The organism is Psychrobacillus sp. OK028 (genome assembly GCF_900103605.1).
Taxonomy (GTDB): Bacteria; Bacillota; Bacilli; order Bacillales_A; family Planococcaceae; genus Psychrobacillus.
Map to the genome: position 1 here is coordinate 71,003 of NZ_FNHY01000011.1, position 14,831 is coordinate 85,833.

Sequence of the window (14,831 nt, forward strand, 5' to 3'; positions counted from 1 at the left end):
AATATTACCAGAACTTCAAAAACAGGGCTATCAGTTTGTAACTATTAACGATTTAATAAAGTTAAAAAGGCAAGCGGATGAAAAGAAAAATCTCGAAACGAACAGTGAATAAAGAGAGAAGTGGAACAACTATTAAAGTTAATAAGAAACTCTGGCTTCAAGGTTTGGCAGATTATTTCTTGTGATACTTAATAAACTTTTTAACCAATTCGTATTGAACTTTTCGTTGTTTTCCCCTTTTCAAAAGAAGGTATCTATGTTCAGCTTTTCCACTAATTTTCATGCCAAAGTAGACTTACCTTAGCCTCCCGAACTAATCATTGCAATCTTTTTCATAGTACGCCATCTCTTCGTATACTTTTTAAAATAATTGGTGCATTAGTGAACAAGAAAAAGAGCTGTATTCAACTCTATGTTTACTAAAGCACCCATTAATTGAATAAGGAATTCTGTTGAATTTCCTCTCTTATACTAAACTGCTTAGTTCAATATGAAAAAAAAGCTTTACTCCTTCTTGGAGCAAAGCAGACCATTATGTTAATAAGTTTGTATATTATTTTTTCGTCCAATTATTGTCCCACTGGAAATAAACATTACTTGAATGTTGCTTGTTAAATATAAAATCTGGATATGGTAAAGCAAGTTTCGGCTTGTTTTCTGCTTTAATAAATTGTAAATCAACAGATTCGCCATCTATTGCAGTTAATTTTCCACTTATTATATTACATTCGAAAACAAACACATTATATTCAACTTGATCTCCATGAGGATATGTAAAACGAAAACTTTCCCCACCAAATATTCCTAATAATTTATTAGGTTTAACTGTTAATCCAGTTTCTTCCCATACTTCACGAATAAGTGCTTGAGCAGGAGCTTCACCTGGTTCAATTGCTCCAGCAGGCAGACTCCAATATTCACCTTTTCCAGGATATTGGAACAATATTTCATCATTGGTATTTCTTATTATCGCAGCAACGCTCGGCATAAATATTAGGTCTTTACCAACCTTTACTCGAAGTTGTTTATAATAATCTGATATGGACATAACAAATCCCCTTTAAAAATGCTTTTATTGAACTAACCTGCCGCGTTTGTGGAAATCAATGTGCAGTTCCTAAAAAAGAAACAAATACATTTTTTTTCTGGTGATTTTCCCTAATGTCTTCTGATATTAGTCCACAAGCATATTCAATTCGGACTATATAACCAAACAATACTTTCTCGGATGTTACTACACCACATCCAACACAATTAAATCCACATCCATCAACAATGTCCTTTTGTTGGTTTTGAAATCCCGTTAATGCTCTTTTTTCAGCAATATCTTTTGTAATCCAAGGTGAGAAAGCAAACAAGATCATTGATGCAACTACAAAAATAATACTTAAGGTTAACTTCTTATGCATAGATATCACCCCTTACAATTTAATAAAGACTATTCTAATGACAGATTTAAAAATAATTGAAAAGCTTAGGAGTGAATGAACTTTGAAGAGAGTGAATGTTAAACTTCAGTTAAAAAACATTCTTCAACTAATCTGTTTCTTTAATTAAAGAAGAAAAAAGGCTTTACTCCTTCTTGAAGTAAAGCACCTGTTAGTTAAACTAGAAAAGTAAATATATGCCAATAAAGGTTCTGTTAAAATATAAACTATTATTCATGTTTTAATAATAGTGTTTATTGCTAATCTTTTCAATCGCCATACGCATGTGCGAGACGACACCGAGAAGCAATATTAACGACATTACCATTTTTTCAAAAGGTGTTCCTAACAATTGTTGTATAAACCCAAAAGACCATAGTACTACGAAAATCCAACACATCACGTTTATTCCTCTCTTGTATTTATATAACATATTTCCACCAACAATTAGCGTGAAAACTCCTCCTATTATAGAAATAATGATATTGATAATAGATATTGGTATCTGAGTTGCTAAGGATTCTGACCTTCCACCATTAACCCATGTAAATGGAATAATCCCACTAATAATAAGAACTTGTATTAAGAATGTAAAAGAGTAAAAACATATCCCCATATATACAGCCGTTTTCATATTTACTTTTCTAAGTTTTTCTAACATACGATCACCTCATTTCTTCCCGTTATCAATTTATTAAATTTGGTTTTCATCTATTCCTTAATCTTTTACCGTATTGACACGCTGCCATTTTTTTAATCAATTTCACTCTGCTCTCCCTCTTCACAATGGATTTCTGTGAAGGTTTGAAATAAGTAGCGATCTCTAAGCTAACGGGTAGTTTAAATTAGCAATCCATAAGAAATAACCCAAGCTGAAATATGCTAAAATGATTAATGTAAATATCCCTCATGAACAAAGGAGAACTGAAAATGAGAAAACTTGTTCTATTTTTGCACGCATCTCTTGACGGTTTTGTAGAAGGACCAAACGGTGAAATGGACATTGGCTGGGTTTCCTACGATGCTGATTTGGAGAAACACGCGAAAGAAATTCTGAGTACTGCCGATACTGTTATTTGGGGACGTGGGACTTATCAGATGATGCACAGTTATTGGCCTTCTGTGCCATCGAATCCATCAGCTTCGCAGCATGAAAAGAATCATGCCGAGTGGATCGAAAAGACAGCAAAAATCGTTTTTTCCACAACGCTGGAGAAAGTCGAATGGAACAATTCTAGACTGGTGAAAGAAGATGTCGAGGAAGAGATCAAGAACCTCAAAAGGCAGCCTGGCAAGGATATGGTCATCCTCGGCAGTCCTAGGCTCGCACATTACCTTATGCAGCTTGGTTTAATAGATGAGTATAAAATTACGGTTTCTCCCATCCTGATCGGAAGCGGGTTGCCGTTATTCCAAGGTCTCACGGAGAAAATCAATCTTAAACTTATCGAAAACAAGACCTTTAATTCTGGAGCCATAGGTCTCGTTTACCAAACGGTTAGATGACCTTGTTTCACTAAAGTAAATTACGATATCGAGTACGATAGTTCAATATAACAGTGGCAGTCTAGGACTTTATTTTCTCGTCCAAGGCTGCCGCTGTTTTATTTTTGTTATCAGTCTTCATTCCAATATTGAAGAAGACTTGTGTAGTAAATAGAGCGACACTACCAGTTAATAAATAACGACTATACGGATAACGAAGGTTTTGAATTATCATGATCTTTCCTTTAAAAATAGAAGGAAAAAGATTTCGAATGTCGAAATAAATAGTGATAGCATAATTAACAAGAGGGGACTATTAAAATGACTAAAAGAAAATTAGAAGCAACAGACTTATTTGCCATACAATCCATAACAAATCCTGTGATTTCACCGGCCGAAAATGAGGCTGTTTTTATTCGAACGGAGATGCATAAAGAGGATAATAAATACTATGCTTATTTATATCATGTGGATATCGAAACAAATGAAATAACACAATGGACTCATTCGAAAGAGAAAGTGTCATCTCCGAAATGGTCTGTAGATGGAAAACAAATAGCTTTTTTATCGAATCGTGACGACAAAAATCAAATTTATATAATGTCAGCTAAAGGTGGAGAAGCAAAACAGCTGACAAAATTTGAAAAAGGTGTTTCTAGCTTTATCTGGTCTCCTTGTAGTAAAAAGATTTGGTTCTCGGCTTCTTTGAAGGAAGGTAAAAATTGGTCAGATGAGGTTGAAAAAGAAGACAAAAAACTGCCAGAAGCCTATATTGTAGAAAAAATGAAGTACCATAACGACGGTGTAGGATTGTTACCAAAAGACTCCTACCGTCAAATTGGATCAATCGAAATCTCATCTGGAGAAATTACAGCATTTACAGAAGGAACATTTAATCATAGTCTTCAGGCTATTTCACATGACGGGAAAAAACTAGTAGTCGGTGTGAATCGAGATGAAAATCAAGATTTTTCATTCCGTGAACCTCTGCTATTAATTGACGTGAAGTCGAAAAAAGAAACGATTATTATTGAAGAAAATGGATATTTTGGAGGCGCAATTTTTTCAGCAGATGATCGATACATCGCTTTTAGCGGAATGCTTCGTACATTTAAAAACGCAACACATGCAGAGATATATGTATATGAAGTAAGTACTGGAAACCTTCAAATACTTACTGAAGGGATTGATGCACCAGTAGGAGATTATGCAGGAGCAGATATCCAACAAGGAGCAAATGCACCAGATGTTGTTTGGACTGATCAAAATCACTTATATTTCCAAGTATCCACCATGGGGGACGTACGTTTGTATGTTGCTTCTCTTGAAGGAGAAATTTACCCCGCAACTCCAGAAAATGAGCATGTATATGGATACGATATTACTAGAGATGGCACCTATGCTCTTGCGACAATAAGTAGTCCAATATTTCCCGGGGAATTATTTAAACTAAATTTGGCGACTGGTGAAAGAATTGCACTCACTAAATTTAACGAAGAGTTGTTAAATGAAGTAGAGCTTGTCGAACCAGAAGCCATCGTGTATAAAGGTCTTAATGATTGGGATGTACATGGTTGGTTGATGAAACCAGTAGGCTATAATGAAGGCGAAAAATATCCACTAATTGTAGAAATTCATGGTGGACCACATACGATGTACGCGAACACCTTTTTCCATGAGCTACAACTCTTATCAGCGCAGGGATACGGAGTATTGTATGTAAATCCACGAGGAAGTCATTCCTATAGTCAGCAATTTGTGGATGCTGTTCGCGGTGACTATGGTGGTGGCGACTATGAAGACATTATGGCTGGAGTAGATTATGTATTGAAAGAGAATGACTGGATTGATGAGAATCGTTTAGGCGTTACGGGGGGGAGCTACGGCGGGTTTATGACTAACTGGATTGTTGGTCATACGAATCGATTTAAAGCAGCAGTTACGCAACGCTCCATTTCTAACTGGATCAGCTTTTATGGAGTTTCTGATATTGGGTACTACTTCACACCATGGCAAATTGGCACAGATATGACGGATATCGATAAATTATGGGATGCTTCTCCTCTAAAATATGCAGCTAATGTGGAGACACCTTTATTAATATTGCATAGCGAAAATGACTATCGTTGTCCTATTGAACAAGGGCAACAGCTTTATATTACGTTAAAAGCTATGGGTAAAGAGACTAGCTTTGTCCGCTTCCCGCAGTCTGATCATAATTTATCTCGAGTAGGACTGCCAAATTTAAGGCAAACACGATTAGAACAAATCACGAGCTGGTTTGCAAAATATCTTTGAGAATAGAGAAACCCCCTTCACTTTGAAGGGGGTTTCTTTAATCGGTAGAAACCAACATACATTATCTTCTTTTATGAAATCCATTCTTGTAATATACAAATACTAGTCCGATTATCCAAATAGGACCTACTATTAGTGCAATGCGTGTATCAGGGAAATAAGCCATGAGGCCAAGTACCAAAACTAAAAAAGCTAGTGCTAAATAGGAACCTATCGGATAGAACAAAGCCTTGTAGGAAAGCCTTGATACTTCGCCTTTTGTTAGTGTTTTACGGAACTTTAATTGGGATAATAATATAATTCCCCATGTCCAAACGGCTCCGAATGTCGAAATACTCGTTACCCAAATGAATACTTTTTCAGGAACTAAATAATTTAATACAACCCCAACTAATAATAATATGGCAGAGAAGATAATTGCTTTGGAAGGCACCCCTGTACTGCCAATTTTAGCGAATGAATTAGGAGCCTGTTTTTGCTGAGCCAAATTAAATAACATACGTCCCGTGCTGAATATACCGCTATTACAACTAGACAATGCAGCCGTTAGGACAACAAAGTTTATAATACCAGCAGCTGGACCAATACCAATTTTCTCGAACATTAAAACAAATGGGCTACCATTAGCTCCTATCTCATTCCATGGATAAATGGACATTATAACAAATAGTGCACCAACATAGAAAAGTAAAATGCGCCAAAATACCGTATCAATCGCTCGTGGAATGACCGTTTTAGGGTTTTTAGCTTCACCTGCAGTTACCCCAATCATCTCTACACCCAAATAAGCAAACATGACCATCTGTAAGGACATAAATACGCCAGTAACTCCATTTGGTGCAAAGCCGCCGTTCGTCCATAAATTGCTTATACCGACTGCAATTCCATCATTACCGAGACCAAAAAGAATAACTCCTAGCCCTACAAAAATCATAGCTAATATGGCAATTATTTTAATAAGCGCAAACCAAAACTCAAATTCCCCATAAGCTTTTACAGCTATAAGGTTAATGAGTGTCATAATAACTAATGCGGCTAATGCCCATATCCAAGGGGCTGTATCTGGATACCACATTTTCATGTATACTCCTACAGCAGTAATCTCTGCCATACAAGTAACTACCCATAAAAACCAATAATTCCAACCTGTTATGTATCCAGCAAGAGGACCTAAGTAATCCTTTGCATAGCGGCTAAAAGAACCTGAAACTGGATTATGTACCGCCATTTCTCCAAGTGCTCGCATGATGATAAAAATGGCCATTCCTCCGACAATATAGGAAATCAGAATAGCTGGTCCTGCAAGCTTTATGGCCGTTGCTGAACCTAAAAAAAGACCAACTCCGATAGCTGCTCCTAATGACATTAAGGTGATATGTCGTTGTTCTAAACCTCGCTGTAGTTGCTGATTTCCACCCAAGCAATATCACTCCTTTTAAATTTAGTACTTTGTAATATAAAACTCTATCACAATAATGTGTATATTGGGAACAGTCTATCATACTGATAATGTGGTAAAATTATGTATACAAAGCATGATAGATTGGAGTTAAATAATGAAAATAGTAACAGTTCGTCCTATTCTCGAAGAAGAGCTTACTCGACTTTGGGAATTAAGTGCAAAGGAAGAAGCACCTGAATGGAAGAAATGGGATGCACCTTATTATCCTCATATTTCTATATCTTTAGAACAATTTTTAGAAAAAAAGGAACAATTGATTCATCAAGAAGATATGTGGGGGATTTATGTAAATGGCGAATTAGTTGGTTCTCTTTGTTACTATTGGGAGCACGAAGAATCCCTATGGCTTGAAATGGGGATTGTCATTTATGAGCCCCGTTACTGGAGTGGTGGAATCGGAACAGAGGCACTCCGAATGTGGATCGATCATTTATTTCAAGAACTACCACTTGTTCGAGTTGGTTATACAACTTGGTCGGGAAATGAACGCATGATTAAAGTCGGGCAAAAATTAGGAATGACAATGGAAGCAAGACTACGCAAATGCCGATTTTATAATGGAGTCTATTATGACTCTATCCGAATGGGATTATTAAGAGAAGAATGGGAAGAACGTGTATCAGAAAAGGATAAGGTCAATAAATTATAATTGGCTATTAAGCCAACCTACACATCATTTTTTACTAAACAACTTTGATATCCCCAAAAAGTTAAGTGTAGATGCAAACACAAATCTGTTTGAAAGTGCCTACGCTATCCAACTAGTGCTTACATTTTCTTTTTGTCGTACTAGTTATAGGTGACTTTATAAAAGATTGTGTTGCGCTAATTGCATCATTTTTTTATTGCACTAATAACCATTTGACGGCTTCAAGTAAATTGTCTGCAATATAATCAGGTTCTACTTCTTTCCATTCTTCTCGATACTGTGATAAGGAGTATTCTCCCCATCCAGTTAATACTAATATTTTCATCGCTCCAACAGCTTTAGCAGCTAGCATATCGGTACCACCAACATCGCCAATTACTGCACATTTATTAAGATTCAGATTGTATTTGTTGGCTGCATCAAGTAACATACCTGGGTTTGACTTGCGACACAAACAGGAATCTAGAAGACTATGTGGACAAATAAAGGCATCATCATGACCATAGGATAGGAATTCTTTTTGAAATTCCACTAACTCTGCCTCTCCTCGACTCACTCGGTGTTGATTTGTGAATCCAAACACTTTAATCCCCTGAGATTGAAGTAACCTAATTGCTTCCATACTAAAACTATAAGGAATAAAGTCATCTGGATGCATAAAATGACCAGTCCCACCTATCGTCCCATCACGATCTAGAAAAACTGCTTCTATTTCTTTATTCATTCTATCCATCGCTCCATTATAGTAATCTCTTTTTTATTGGAATTCAGCTCGACACTACATCCGATTGGCATCGTTAGCATCGGGTGAGTATGGCAGCAATCAAAGTCTGCAAGAATTGGAATCGATGTATTCCCAATCGTTTCCACTAAAATATCAGCCGGTTTTCTACCGGTTCCTTGGTCATCAAATAATTCATGTTTGCCTAATATTATTCCGGACACTCGATCAAAGACGCCATTCAACTTTAATAAGTTGAAATTTTTCTCCACTACAGATGCAGATTTCATCGTGTCTTCTATTAACAGAATGTCTCCTTCATTTATCATAGGCATATAAGGACTGCCCCATATACCGTACATAGCGTTTAGATTCCCACCTATTAATCTGCCTTGAGCAATTCCTTCATTTACGCAAATCCAATCATTCTGCCTAAGTTGCTTGTCCTCGGTTTTAATTTCCCAGTTGATTGGTTCGTCTGTCCAGTAAGGGGGTTTTGGCACAGTAAAAGGAATATGCTGCTCTTTTATTAATATGTCCTTGAAATAATCATATGTATAGTTTACGTACGGTTCAAACTCCCCAAATGACGGTACTAATGCTGGCCCATAAAACGTTGGTATTCCAGTTTGAGCATAAATTGCTAGCAAAATTGCAGTAGCATCAGAGTAGCCAATCATGATTTTAGGATTCTTTTTAAAAGCTTCATAATCTATATATGGCAAAACTGCATTAGAATTTGTCCCGCCAATCGTAGACATAATACAGTGGATTTCGGGATTACGAATAAGCTCGTTTAACTCTTCGGCACGTTCTTGGATATTCCCGGAGCGATAAAAGTCGTGTTTACCTGTTAAATTTCCTTCTAAAATTTCAAATCCCTTTGTTTCTAAAAACTTTTTTGCTCTTTCAAAGCGTACTGGGGAAGAATATGTAATAGGTGATGAAGGAGAATAAATTCCTATTTTATCTCCTTTTAGTAGTTTGTTTAAACCTCTCATAAAGAAATCATTCCTTTCAAAAATTTGTAAACTCATGCTTATCAAACAACTTATCCCAATTTCAAAAATGAAATGCAACTTTGAGGAGAACTTACTTTAAATATGTTTTTCCAAGCAGTATTAATATAGTAAAAATGATATATTTGAATATTCTATATTTAATTTAACCCATATATTATATAAATGGAACTACCTACATTAAATGAGTAGTACATAGAGGATTGAGAATAGAAAATGACGGCGGTGAAAATTGAATTTAATTCAGTTTTGAATATTATGTGACTCTTCCTAAAGAATAGACTTACACCTATGTCTTAGGTTGGGAACTTTCGGCATACTTCTTATATAATGAAATTAGAATTATGTAAGAAAGGATTCGCTCTATTATGCAATTAACGATAACATTTGTTGTTTTGGCGATAAGTATCATCCTATTTATAAGCAATCGAGTGCGCGCGGATCTAGTAGCAATTCTTGCACTTTTGGCCTTCGTTATTTCAGGTGTGTTAGAGCCGACAGAGGCACTCGCCGGTTTTTCTAATTCAGTAGTCATTATGATTGCTGGACTTTTTGTTGTGGGAGCAGGGATTGTTCGGACAGGACTTGCACAGTCTGCGGGGAACTTACTATTAAAATGGTCTGGAAAAAGTGAGATAAAGCTATTTGTCTTATTACTCATCATTACAGGTAGTGTTGGCTCGTTCATGAGTAACACGGGAGTGGTAGCACTGATGCTGCCGATTGTAATTAGTATTGCGATCAGTATTAATAGTAGTCCGTCTAAATACTTGATACCACTGTCTTATATTAGTAGCCTATCAGGTCTGATGACACTAATTGCGACACCTGCGAACTTAATCGTCAGCCAAGTGCTTGTCGATAATGGATTTAAAAAGCTTGGATTTTTTGAAATTACTCCACTAGGAATCATCGGGATAACTACTGGTATTTTATATTTTCTATTTGCTCGTAAATATGTGTTGCCGAATGATAAAAGAAAAAACAATGCAGGAGAAGGACATAAGCTATCTCCAAAGCAATTGGCAGCAGATTATGAGTTAGGTGGTAATTTGCACCGAGTTCGAGTGGTGGAAGATTCTTTAATTATTGGAAAACAGCTTTCAGAATTAAAGCTCCCAGCAAAATATCATTTAGCCATTTTAAAAATTGATCGTAAATCAACGGAAGGGATGAATATTCTACCTATCCGTTATCAGGAAATGGCTGGCCCAACGAGTGTGATTGAAGCGAAGGATATTTTATATATTCAAGGTCCACCTGAAAGTACGCTGCAGTTTGTACAGGATTTTCAGTTGGAGATAGAGGATGAAGAATCGAACGCTGAGGAGCTAGTTTCAAAACAGTTAGGTATTGCAGAAGTACTTTTAACACCACATTCTAATTTAATTAATGAAACGGTTGGTAGCATTGGTTTCCGAGAAAAATATAATTTAAATATACTTGGGATCAATCGCAAAGGGGAATATGTATTAACCGAAATGGCTAATGTGCGTTTGCGATTTGGGGATGCATTACTCGTTCAAGGTGCTTGGGAAGAGATTGAGCTACTGTCGAGAGCGGTAAAAGATGTAGTGATTATCGGTCAACCTAAGGAGCATGCTAGCATGGCCGCTGCAAGTGGGAAAGCACCAATTGCTGGAGCAATCATGTTACTAATGATCGGTTTAATGATTTTTGAAGTTTTCCCAGCAGTTATTTCTGTTCTCCTAGCAGCAACTTTAATGGTTATGACAGGCTGTCTTCGAAATATGGATGACGCCTATGGCAAGATGAACTGGGAAAGTATTATTTTGATCGCGGCCATGCTTCCTATGGCAACAGCCCTAGAAAAAACTGGCGGCATGATCATTTTATCCGAGGGGATTGTTAATCTCCTTGGTGGGTTCGGTGCAATGGGAGTATTAGCCGGTATTTATTTTATTACGATGGTATTTGGTCAATTTATAAGTAATACGGCGACCGCTGTGTTATTTGCACCAATAGCGATGACTGCAGCCATTAGCTTAGATGCAAATCCGTATACGTTTTTAATAGCTATTGCGGTTTCCTCGAGTATGGCTTTTGCAACTCCTGTAGCTTCTCCTACAAATGCGTTAGTGATGACCGCAGGGGGGTATAAATTCTTTGATTTTGTAAAAGCGGGGATTCCTCTGCAAATAATTATGTTCATCATCATGATGATTGCAATTCCTATTTTTTTCCCATTGTAATGAAAAAAGTTTCTCTTATTAGAGAGGCTTTTTTTATTTGACAATTTCTTGGAATATGATATAACTAATTTATTAAGCCTAAAACAAAGTATGCAGGTTGGAATAATATGATTCATAAAGGGGTTCTAAAATGGGGAGAGAATTTGTCAATATTTTTGATGAATGGGCAGACTCTTACGATGCGTCCGTTTCTGGAAAAGATCCGGAGTATCGAGATGTATTTGAAGGTTATGAAACTATATTAAATGAGGTAGCTAAACGTGTTACTGGTACAATTATTGAATTTGGAACGGGTACTGGAAATTTAACAGCAAAGCTAGTAGAAGCAGGTTTTTCTGTTATTGGTATCGAACCTAATAAGAAGATGCTTGAAGTAACTGCTAAACGTTTTCCTACTATTAAAGCAGTGGATGGGGATTTACTTGAATTTAGTGTAGACACTGAGAATATAGATGCCATTGTAAGCACATATGTATTCCATCATTTAACAGATGAAGAAAAGAGAATAGCACTAAAACAATATGCGAGCTTACTTCCGAAGAATGGAAAGGTTGTTTTTGCAGATACTGTTTTTCTTACCGAAGAAGCCAAACAAGCACAGATTTTGAAGGAAAGAAACCGTGGCTTTTTAAATGTAGTAGAAGATCTAGAAAGAGAATACTATACAACTATACCTGTACTTAAAGAATTATTTACAGAAGCAGGATTTCAAGTAGTATTCGTAAAAATGAATGACTATGTTTGGTTAATGGACGCAACGAAAAAATAAGGAGCGATAATGATGAAAAAAATGAATGTAGAAAGCTTTAACTTAGACCACACAAAAGTAGCAGCACCATTTGTACGCCTAGCAGGAACGAAAGTTGGGAAAAATGGCGATGAAATTCTAAAATATGATATTCGTTTTAAACAACCAAACAAAGAGCATATGGAAATGCCAGGTCTTCATTCATTAGAGCATTTAATGGCAGAAAATATTCGCAACCATACTGATCAGGTAGTAGATCTTAGTCCAATGGGCTGCCAAACTGGATTCTATTTGTCTGTTATCAATCATGATAACTTTGAAGAAATTCTGGATATTCTAGAAAAAACATTACAGGATGTTTTACAAGCAACAGAGGTTCCAGCATGCAATGAAGTTCAATGTGGTTGGGCTGCTAGTCATAGTTTAGAAGGTGCAAAAGAAATAGCAGCTGAAATGCTAGCTAAAAAAGATGAATGGCGTCAAATTTATAAAGAGGAAGCATAATGAACATATTTAGTAACGTGCAAGATTTAATAGGCAATACACCAGTAGTAGAAATTACGCATATCCCAATACCGAATAAGTGTCGTATATTTGCAAAGCTAGAATATCTCAATCCCGGTGGTAGTGTGAAGGATCGACTAGGCTTGTCTTTGATTGAGGATGCAGAGAAGTCTGGGAAGCTTGTTCCTGGTGGTACCATTATTGAACCGACAGCTGGCAACACAGGGATTGGAATTGCTTTGGCTGCTATTGGAAAAGGGTATAAAGTTATTTTTGTTGTCCCTCAGAAATTTAGTGTAGAGAAGCAAACATTAATGTGTGCATTAGGTGCTGAAATCGTCAATACAGAAACAGCACTAGGCATGCAGGGAGCGATAAAAAAAGCTGCAGAGCTAGTGGCTGAAACGCCAGATGCTTTTTCTCCGTCACAATTTTCAAATCCTGCAAATCCTGCTACGTATTCGAAGACATTAGGCCCTGAATTATGGCGAGATTTAGATGGTGAAATTGATGTTTTTATAGCTGGTGCCGGATCAGGCGGCACATTTATGGGTACTTCAACATATTTGAAAAAGCAAAATGCATCGATTAAAACGGTTATCGTCGAGCCCGTTGGATCCATATTAAATGGCGGAGAAGCAGGTTCCCATACGACAGAAGGTATCGGTATGGAGTTTTTACCGGACTTTATGGATACTTCCTATTTTAATGCGATCCATACAGTAAGCGATGAGGATGCCTTTAAACAATTAAGAGCACTTTCAAAAAACGAAGGCTTGCTAGTGGGAAGCTCGTCGGGAGCTGCTTTTCATGCTGCATTAAAAGAAGCAGAGGTAGCAAAAGAGGGTAGTCATATTGTGACGATTTTTCCAGATTCGAGCGAACGTTATTTAAGTCAGAATGTCTATGGACTATTCAAGGAGGAATAAAAATGCGCGCTAAAACGAAATTAATACATGCTGGGATTGTCGGCGACGAGGCAACTGGAGCAGTATCCACACCGATTTATCAAGTAAGTACGTATAAACAAGAGGCAGTAGGAAAATTCAAGGGCTATGAATATTCACGTACTGGAAACCCGACTCGTCATGCTCTAGAAGTATTGATCAGCGAGCTAGAAGGTGGAGTTGCAGGTTTTGCTTTTGCATCAGGAATGGCAGCAACAAGCTCAGTCATGATGCTTTTAAGCAAAGGTGACCATGTTATTTTGACAGATGATGTATATGGTGGGACCTTCCGAGTTATTTCTAAAGTATTGAATCGCTTTGGCATTGAAGCAACTTTCGTGGATACTGGCGATATTGCAAATGTAGAAACGGCAATCAATGAAAATACTAAAGCGATTTTCTTAGAAACACCGACGAATCCGTTACTAAAAGTTACCAATATAGAAGCAATCGCAAAGTTTGCAAAAGAAAAAGGATTATTAACTATTGTGGATAATACGTTTATGACTCCCTATTTCCAACAACCGATTACACTTGGCGCCGATATTGTCGTACATAGTGCGACAAAATACTTGGGTGGACATAGTGATGTCGTAGCGGGTCTCGTTGTTGTAAACTCCGATCAGCTAGCAACAGATTTACATTTTGTGCAAAACTCAGTAGGAGCAGTACTGGGACCACAGGATTCTTGGCTGCTAATGCGTGGTATTAAAACACTAGGTATTCGGATGGAAGAGCATAATTCAAACGCACAACGAATTGCAGAGTTTTTGAATAGTCATAAAGCTGTTTCGAATGTTTTTTATCCAGGATTGGCTACTCACCCTGGACATGAGTTGATGAAAAAACAGACAACAGGCTTTGGAGGAATGATTTCCTTCGATGTGGGAAGTGCTGAGAAAGCGGATGAGCTTTTGGCTAAGCTTCAATACTTTACTCTTGCAGAAAGCCTAGGAGCAGTGGAGAGTTTAATTTCCGTGCCTGCTCGTATGACCCATGCTTCTATTCCAAGCGAGCGTCGTGCAGAGCTTGGCATTACAGATGGACTTGTCCGAATCTCAGTAGGAATTGAAGATGTAGAAGACTTATTGGAGGATTTAACACAAGCACTAGCATAATTTTGAAATAGGTATACCACTTTTGCTGAGGTGGTATGCTTTTTTTGTTGCTCAAATGCATTTAGTTGGAATTTCTAGCGGCTTGGTTGGAATAAGGAAGATTTAGTTAGAATAATGGCCACTTTAGTTGGAATTTTGACCTTTCTTAGAGTTAGCATAAAAAGTGGACATGTTAAAACACGAACCTCATACTAAAAGAAAGTTAAGGGAGCGTGTGTAGGATGGCTGTATTATCAAGAG

14 protein-coding genes are annotated in these 14,831 nt (G+C 37.1%); 8 read left to right on the forward strand and 6 right to left on the reverse strand.

Annotated elements, in window-relative coordinates:
- Positions 1-553: 553 nt before the first annotated feature.
- The 3 genes from BLR36_RS16950 to BLR36_RS16960 all read right to left on the reverse strand — a co-directional run bounded on the left by BLR36_RS16950 (position 554) and on the right by BLR36_RS16960 (position 2,088).
- Positions 554-1,048 (reverse strand): NUDIX hydrolase, encoded by a 495-nt coding sequence (locus BLR36_RS16950; RefSeq protein WP_093062918.1) that lies wholly within the window; start codon positions 1,046-1,048, stop codon positions 554-556.
- Positions 1,049-1,103: 55 nt separating this feature from the next.
- Positions 1,104-1,409 carry a hypothetical protein gene (locus BLR36_RS16955; RefSeq protein ID WP_093062919.1) on the reverse strand — a complete coding sequence of 102 codons (306 nt, stop codon included), beginning with the start codon at positions 1,407-1,409 and terminating at the stop codon, positions 1,104-1,106.
- A 259-nt stretch (positions 1,410-1,668) separates the two neighbouring features.
- Entirely contained in the window at positions 1,669-2,088 is a 420-nt protein-coding gene (locus BLR36_RS16960; RefSeq protein WP_093062920.1) for a hypothetical protein, read from the reverse strand.
- Positions 2,089-2,357: 269 nt separating this feature from the next.
- Between BLR36_RS16960 and BLR36_RS16965 the strand changes: the two genes are divergently transcribed.
- Both BLR36_RS16965 and BLR36_RS16970 read left to right on the forward strand, forming a co-directional pair.
- Positions 2,358-2,933, forward strand: coding sequence for a dihydrofolate reductase family protein (locus BLR36_RS16965; protein WP_093062921.1), 576 nt, complete (start codon positions 2,358-2,360; stop codon positions 2,931-2,933).
- Positions 2,934-3,233: 300 nt separating this feature from the next.
- Positions 3,234-5,210: a S9 family peptidase gene (locus tag BLR36_RS16970; protein WP_093062922.1), complete on the forward strand. Its 1,977-nt coding sequence runs from the start codon at positions 3,234-3,236 to the stop codon at positions 5,208-5,210.
- A 61-nt stretch (positions 5,211-5,271) separates the two neighbouring features.
- Here the strand turns inward: BLR36_RS16970 and BLR36_RS16975 are convergent, their stop codons facing one another.
- Complete coding sequence (locus tag BLR36_RS16975) at positions 5,272-6,630, reverse strand: amino acid permease (protein WP_093062923.1); 1,359 nt, start codon at positions 6,628-6,630, stop codon at positions 5,272-5,274.
- 136 nt (positions 6,631-6,766) lie between these two features.
- On the opposite strand from BLR36_RS16975, the gene BLR36_RS16980 reads away from it, so the two are divergent.
- Positions 6,767-7,321: a GNAT family N-acetyltransferase gene (locus tag BLR36_RS16980; RefSeq protein ID WP_093062924.1), complete on the forward strand. Its 555-nt coding sequence runs from the start codon at positions 6,767-6,769 to the stop codon at positions 7,319-7,321.
- 193 nt (positions 7,322-7,514) lie between these two features.
- Here BLR36_RS16980 and BLR36_RS16985 read toward each other — a convergent pair whose 3' ends face one another.
- Both BLR36_RS16985 and BLR36_RS16990 read right to left on the reverse strand, forming a co-directional pair.
- Positions 7,515-8,045, reverse strand: a complete 531-nt coding sequence (locus tag BLR36_RS16985; protein ID WP_093062925.1) for an HAD-IIIA family hydrolase — start codon at positions 8,043-8,045, stop codon at positions 7,515-7,517.
- Positions 8,042-9,043: a S66 family peptidase gene (locus BLR36_RS16990; protein ID WP_093062926.1), complete on the reverse strand. Its 1,002-nt coding sequence runs from the start codon at positions 9,041-9,043 to the stop codon at positions 8,042-8,044. The genes BLR36_RS16985 and BLR36_RS16990 overlap by 4 nt, the downstream gene beginning before the upstream one ends.
- Before the next feature lie 386 nt (positions 9,044-9,429).
- Between BLR36_RS16990 and BLR36_RS16995 the strand changes: the two genes are divergently transcribed.
- The 5 genes from BLR36_RS16995 to BLR36_RS17015 all read left to right on the forward strand — a co-directional run bounded on the left by BLR36_RS16995 (position 9,430) and on the right by BLR36_RS17015 (position 14,591).
- Entirely contained in the window at positions 9,430-11,274 is a 1,845-nt protein-coding gene (locus BLR36_RS16995) for an SLC13 family permease (RefSeq protein WP_093062927.1), read from the forward strand.
- Between the two features lie 130 nt (positions 11,275-11,404).
- Positions 11,405-12,043 (forward strand): class I SAM-dependent methyltransferase, encoded by a 639-nt coding sequence (locus tag BLR36_RS17000; protein ID WP_093062928.1) that lies wholly within the window; start codon positions 11,405-11,407, stop codon positions 12,041-12,043.
- A gap of 12 nt (positions 12,044-12,055) precedes the next feature.
- The gene (locus tag BLR36_RS17005) at positions 12,056-12,526 is read left to right on the forward strand and encodes an S-ribosylhomocysteine lyase (protein WP_093062929.1); all 471 of its coding nucleotides are present in this window, start codon (positions 12,056-12,058) and stop codon (positions 12,524-12,526) included.
- Positions 12,526-13,455: a PLP-dependent cysteine synthase family protein gene (locus BLR36_RS17010; protein WP_093062930.1), complete on the forward strand. Its 930-nt coding sequence runs from the start codon at positions 12,526-12,528 to the stop codon at positions 13,453-13,455. The genes BLR36_RS17005 and BLR36_RS17010 overlap by 1 nt, the downstream gene beginning before the upstream one ends.
- A gap of 2 nt (positions 13,456-13,457) precedes the next feature.
- Positions 13,458-14,591, forward strand: coding sequence for a bifunctional cystathionine gamma-lyase/homocysteine desulfhydrase (locus tag BLR36_RS17015; protein ID WP_093062931.1), 1,134 nt, complete (start codon positions 13,458-13,460; stop codon positions 14,589-14,591).
- Positions 14,592-14,831 lie beyond the last annotated feature (240 nt).

Excerpts from the sequence above, each read along its gene's own strand:
- BLR36_RS17005 (WP_093062929.1), top strand. The coding sequence starts at position 12,056 with ATGAAAAAAATGAATGTAGAAAGCTTTAACTTAGACCACACAAAAGTA.
- BLR36_RS16985 (WP_093062925.1), bottom strand. The coding sequence starts at position 8,045 with ATGAATAAAGAAATAGAAGCAGTTTTTCTAGATCGTGATGGGACGATA.
- BLR36_RS17000 (WP_093062928.1), top strand. The coding sequence starts at position 11,405 with ATGGGGAGAGAATTTGTCAATATTTTTGATGAATGGGCAGACTCTTAC.
- BLR36_RS17010 (WP_093062930.1), top strand. The coding sequence starts at position 12,526 with ATGAACATATTTAGTAACGTGCAAGATTTAATAGGCAATACACCAGTA.
- BLR36_RS16990 (WP_093062926.1), bottom strand. The coding sequence starts at position 9,043 with ATGAGAGGTTTAAACAAACTACTAAAAGGAGATAAAATAGGAATTTAT.
- BLR36_RS16995 (WP_093062927.1), top strand. The coding sequence starts at position 9,430 with ATGCAATTAACGATAACATTTGTTGTTTTGGCGATAAGTATCATCCTA.
- BLR36_RS17015 (WP_093062931.1), top strand. The coding sequence starts at position 13,458 with ATGCGCGCTAAAACGAAATTAATACATGCTGGGATTGTCGGCGACGAG.
- BLR36_RS16955 (WP_093062919.1), bottom strand. The coding sequence starts at position 1,409 with ATGCATAAGAAGTTAACCTTAAGTATTATTTTTGTAGTTGCATCAATG.
- BLR36_RS16970 (WP_093062922.1), top strand. The coding sequence starts at position 3,234 with ATGACTAAAAGAAAATTAGAAGCAACAGACTTATTTGCCATACAATCC.
- BLR36_RS16965 (WP_093062921.1), top strand. The coding sequence starts at position 2,358 with ATGAGAAAACTTGTTCTATTTTTGCACGCATCTCTTGACGGTTTTGTA.
- BLR36_RS16950 (WP_093062918.1), bottom strand. The coding sequence starts at position 1,048 with ATGTCCATATCAGATTATTATAAACAACTTCGAGTAAAGGTTGGTAAA.
- BLR36_RS16980 (WP_093062924.1), top strand. The coding sequence starts at position 6,767 with ATGAAAATAGTAACAGTTCGTCCTATTCTCGAAGAAGAGCTTACTCGA.
- BLR36_RS16960 (WP_093062920.1), bottom strand. The coding sequence starts at position 2,088 with ATGTTAGAAAAACTTAGAAAAGTAAATATGAAAACGGCTGTATATATG.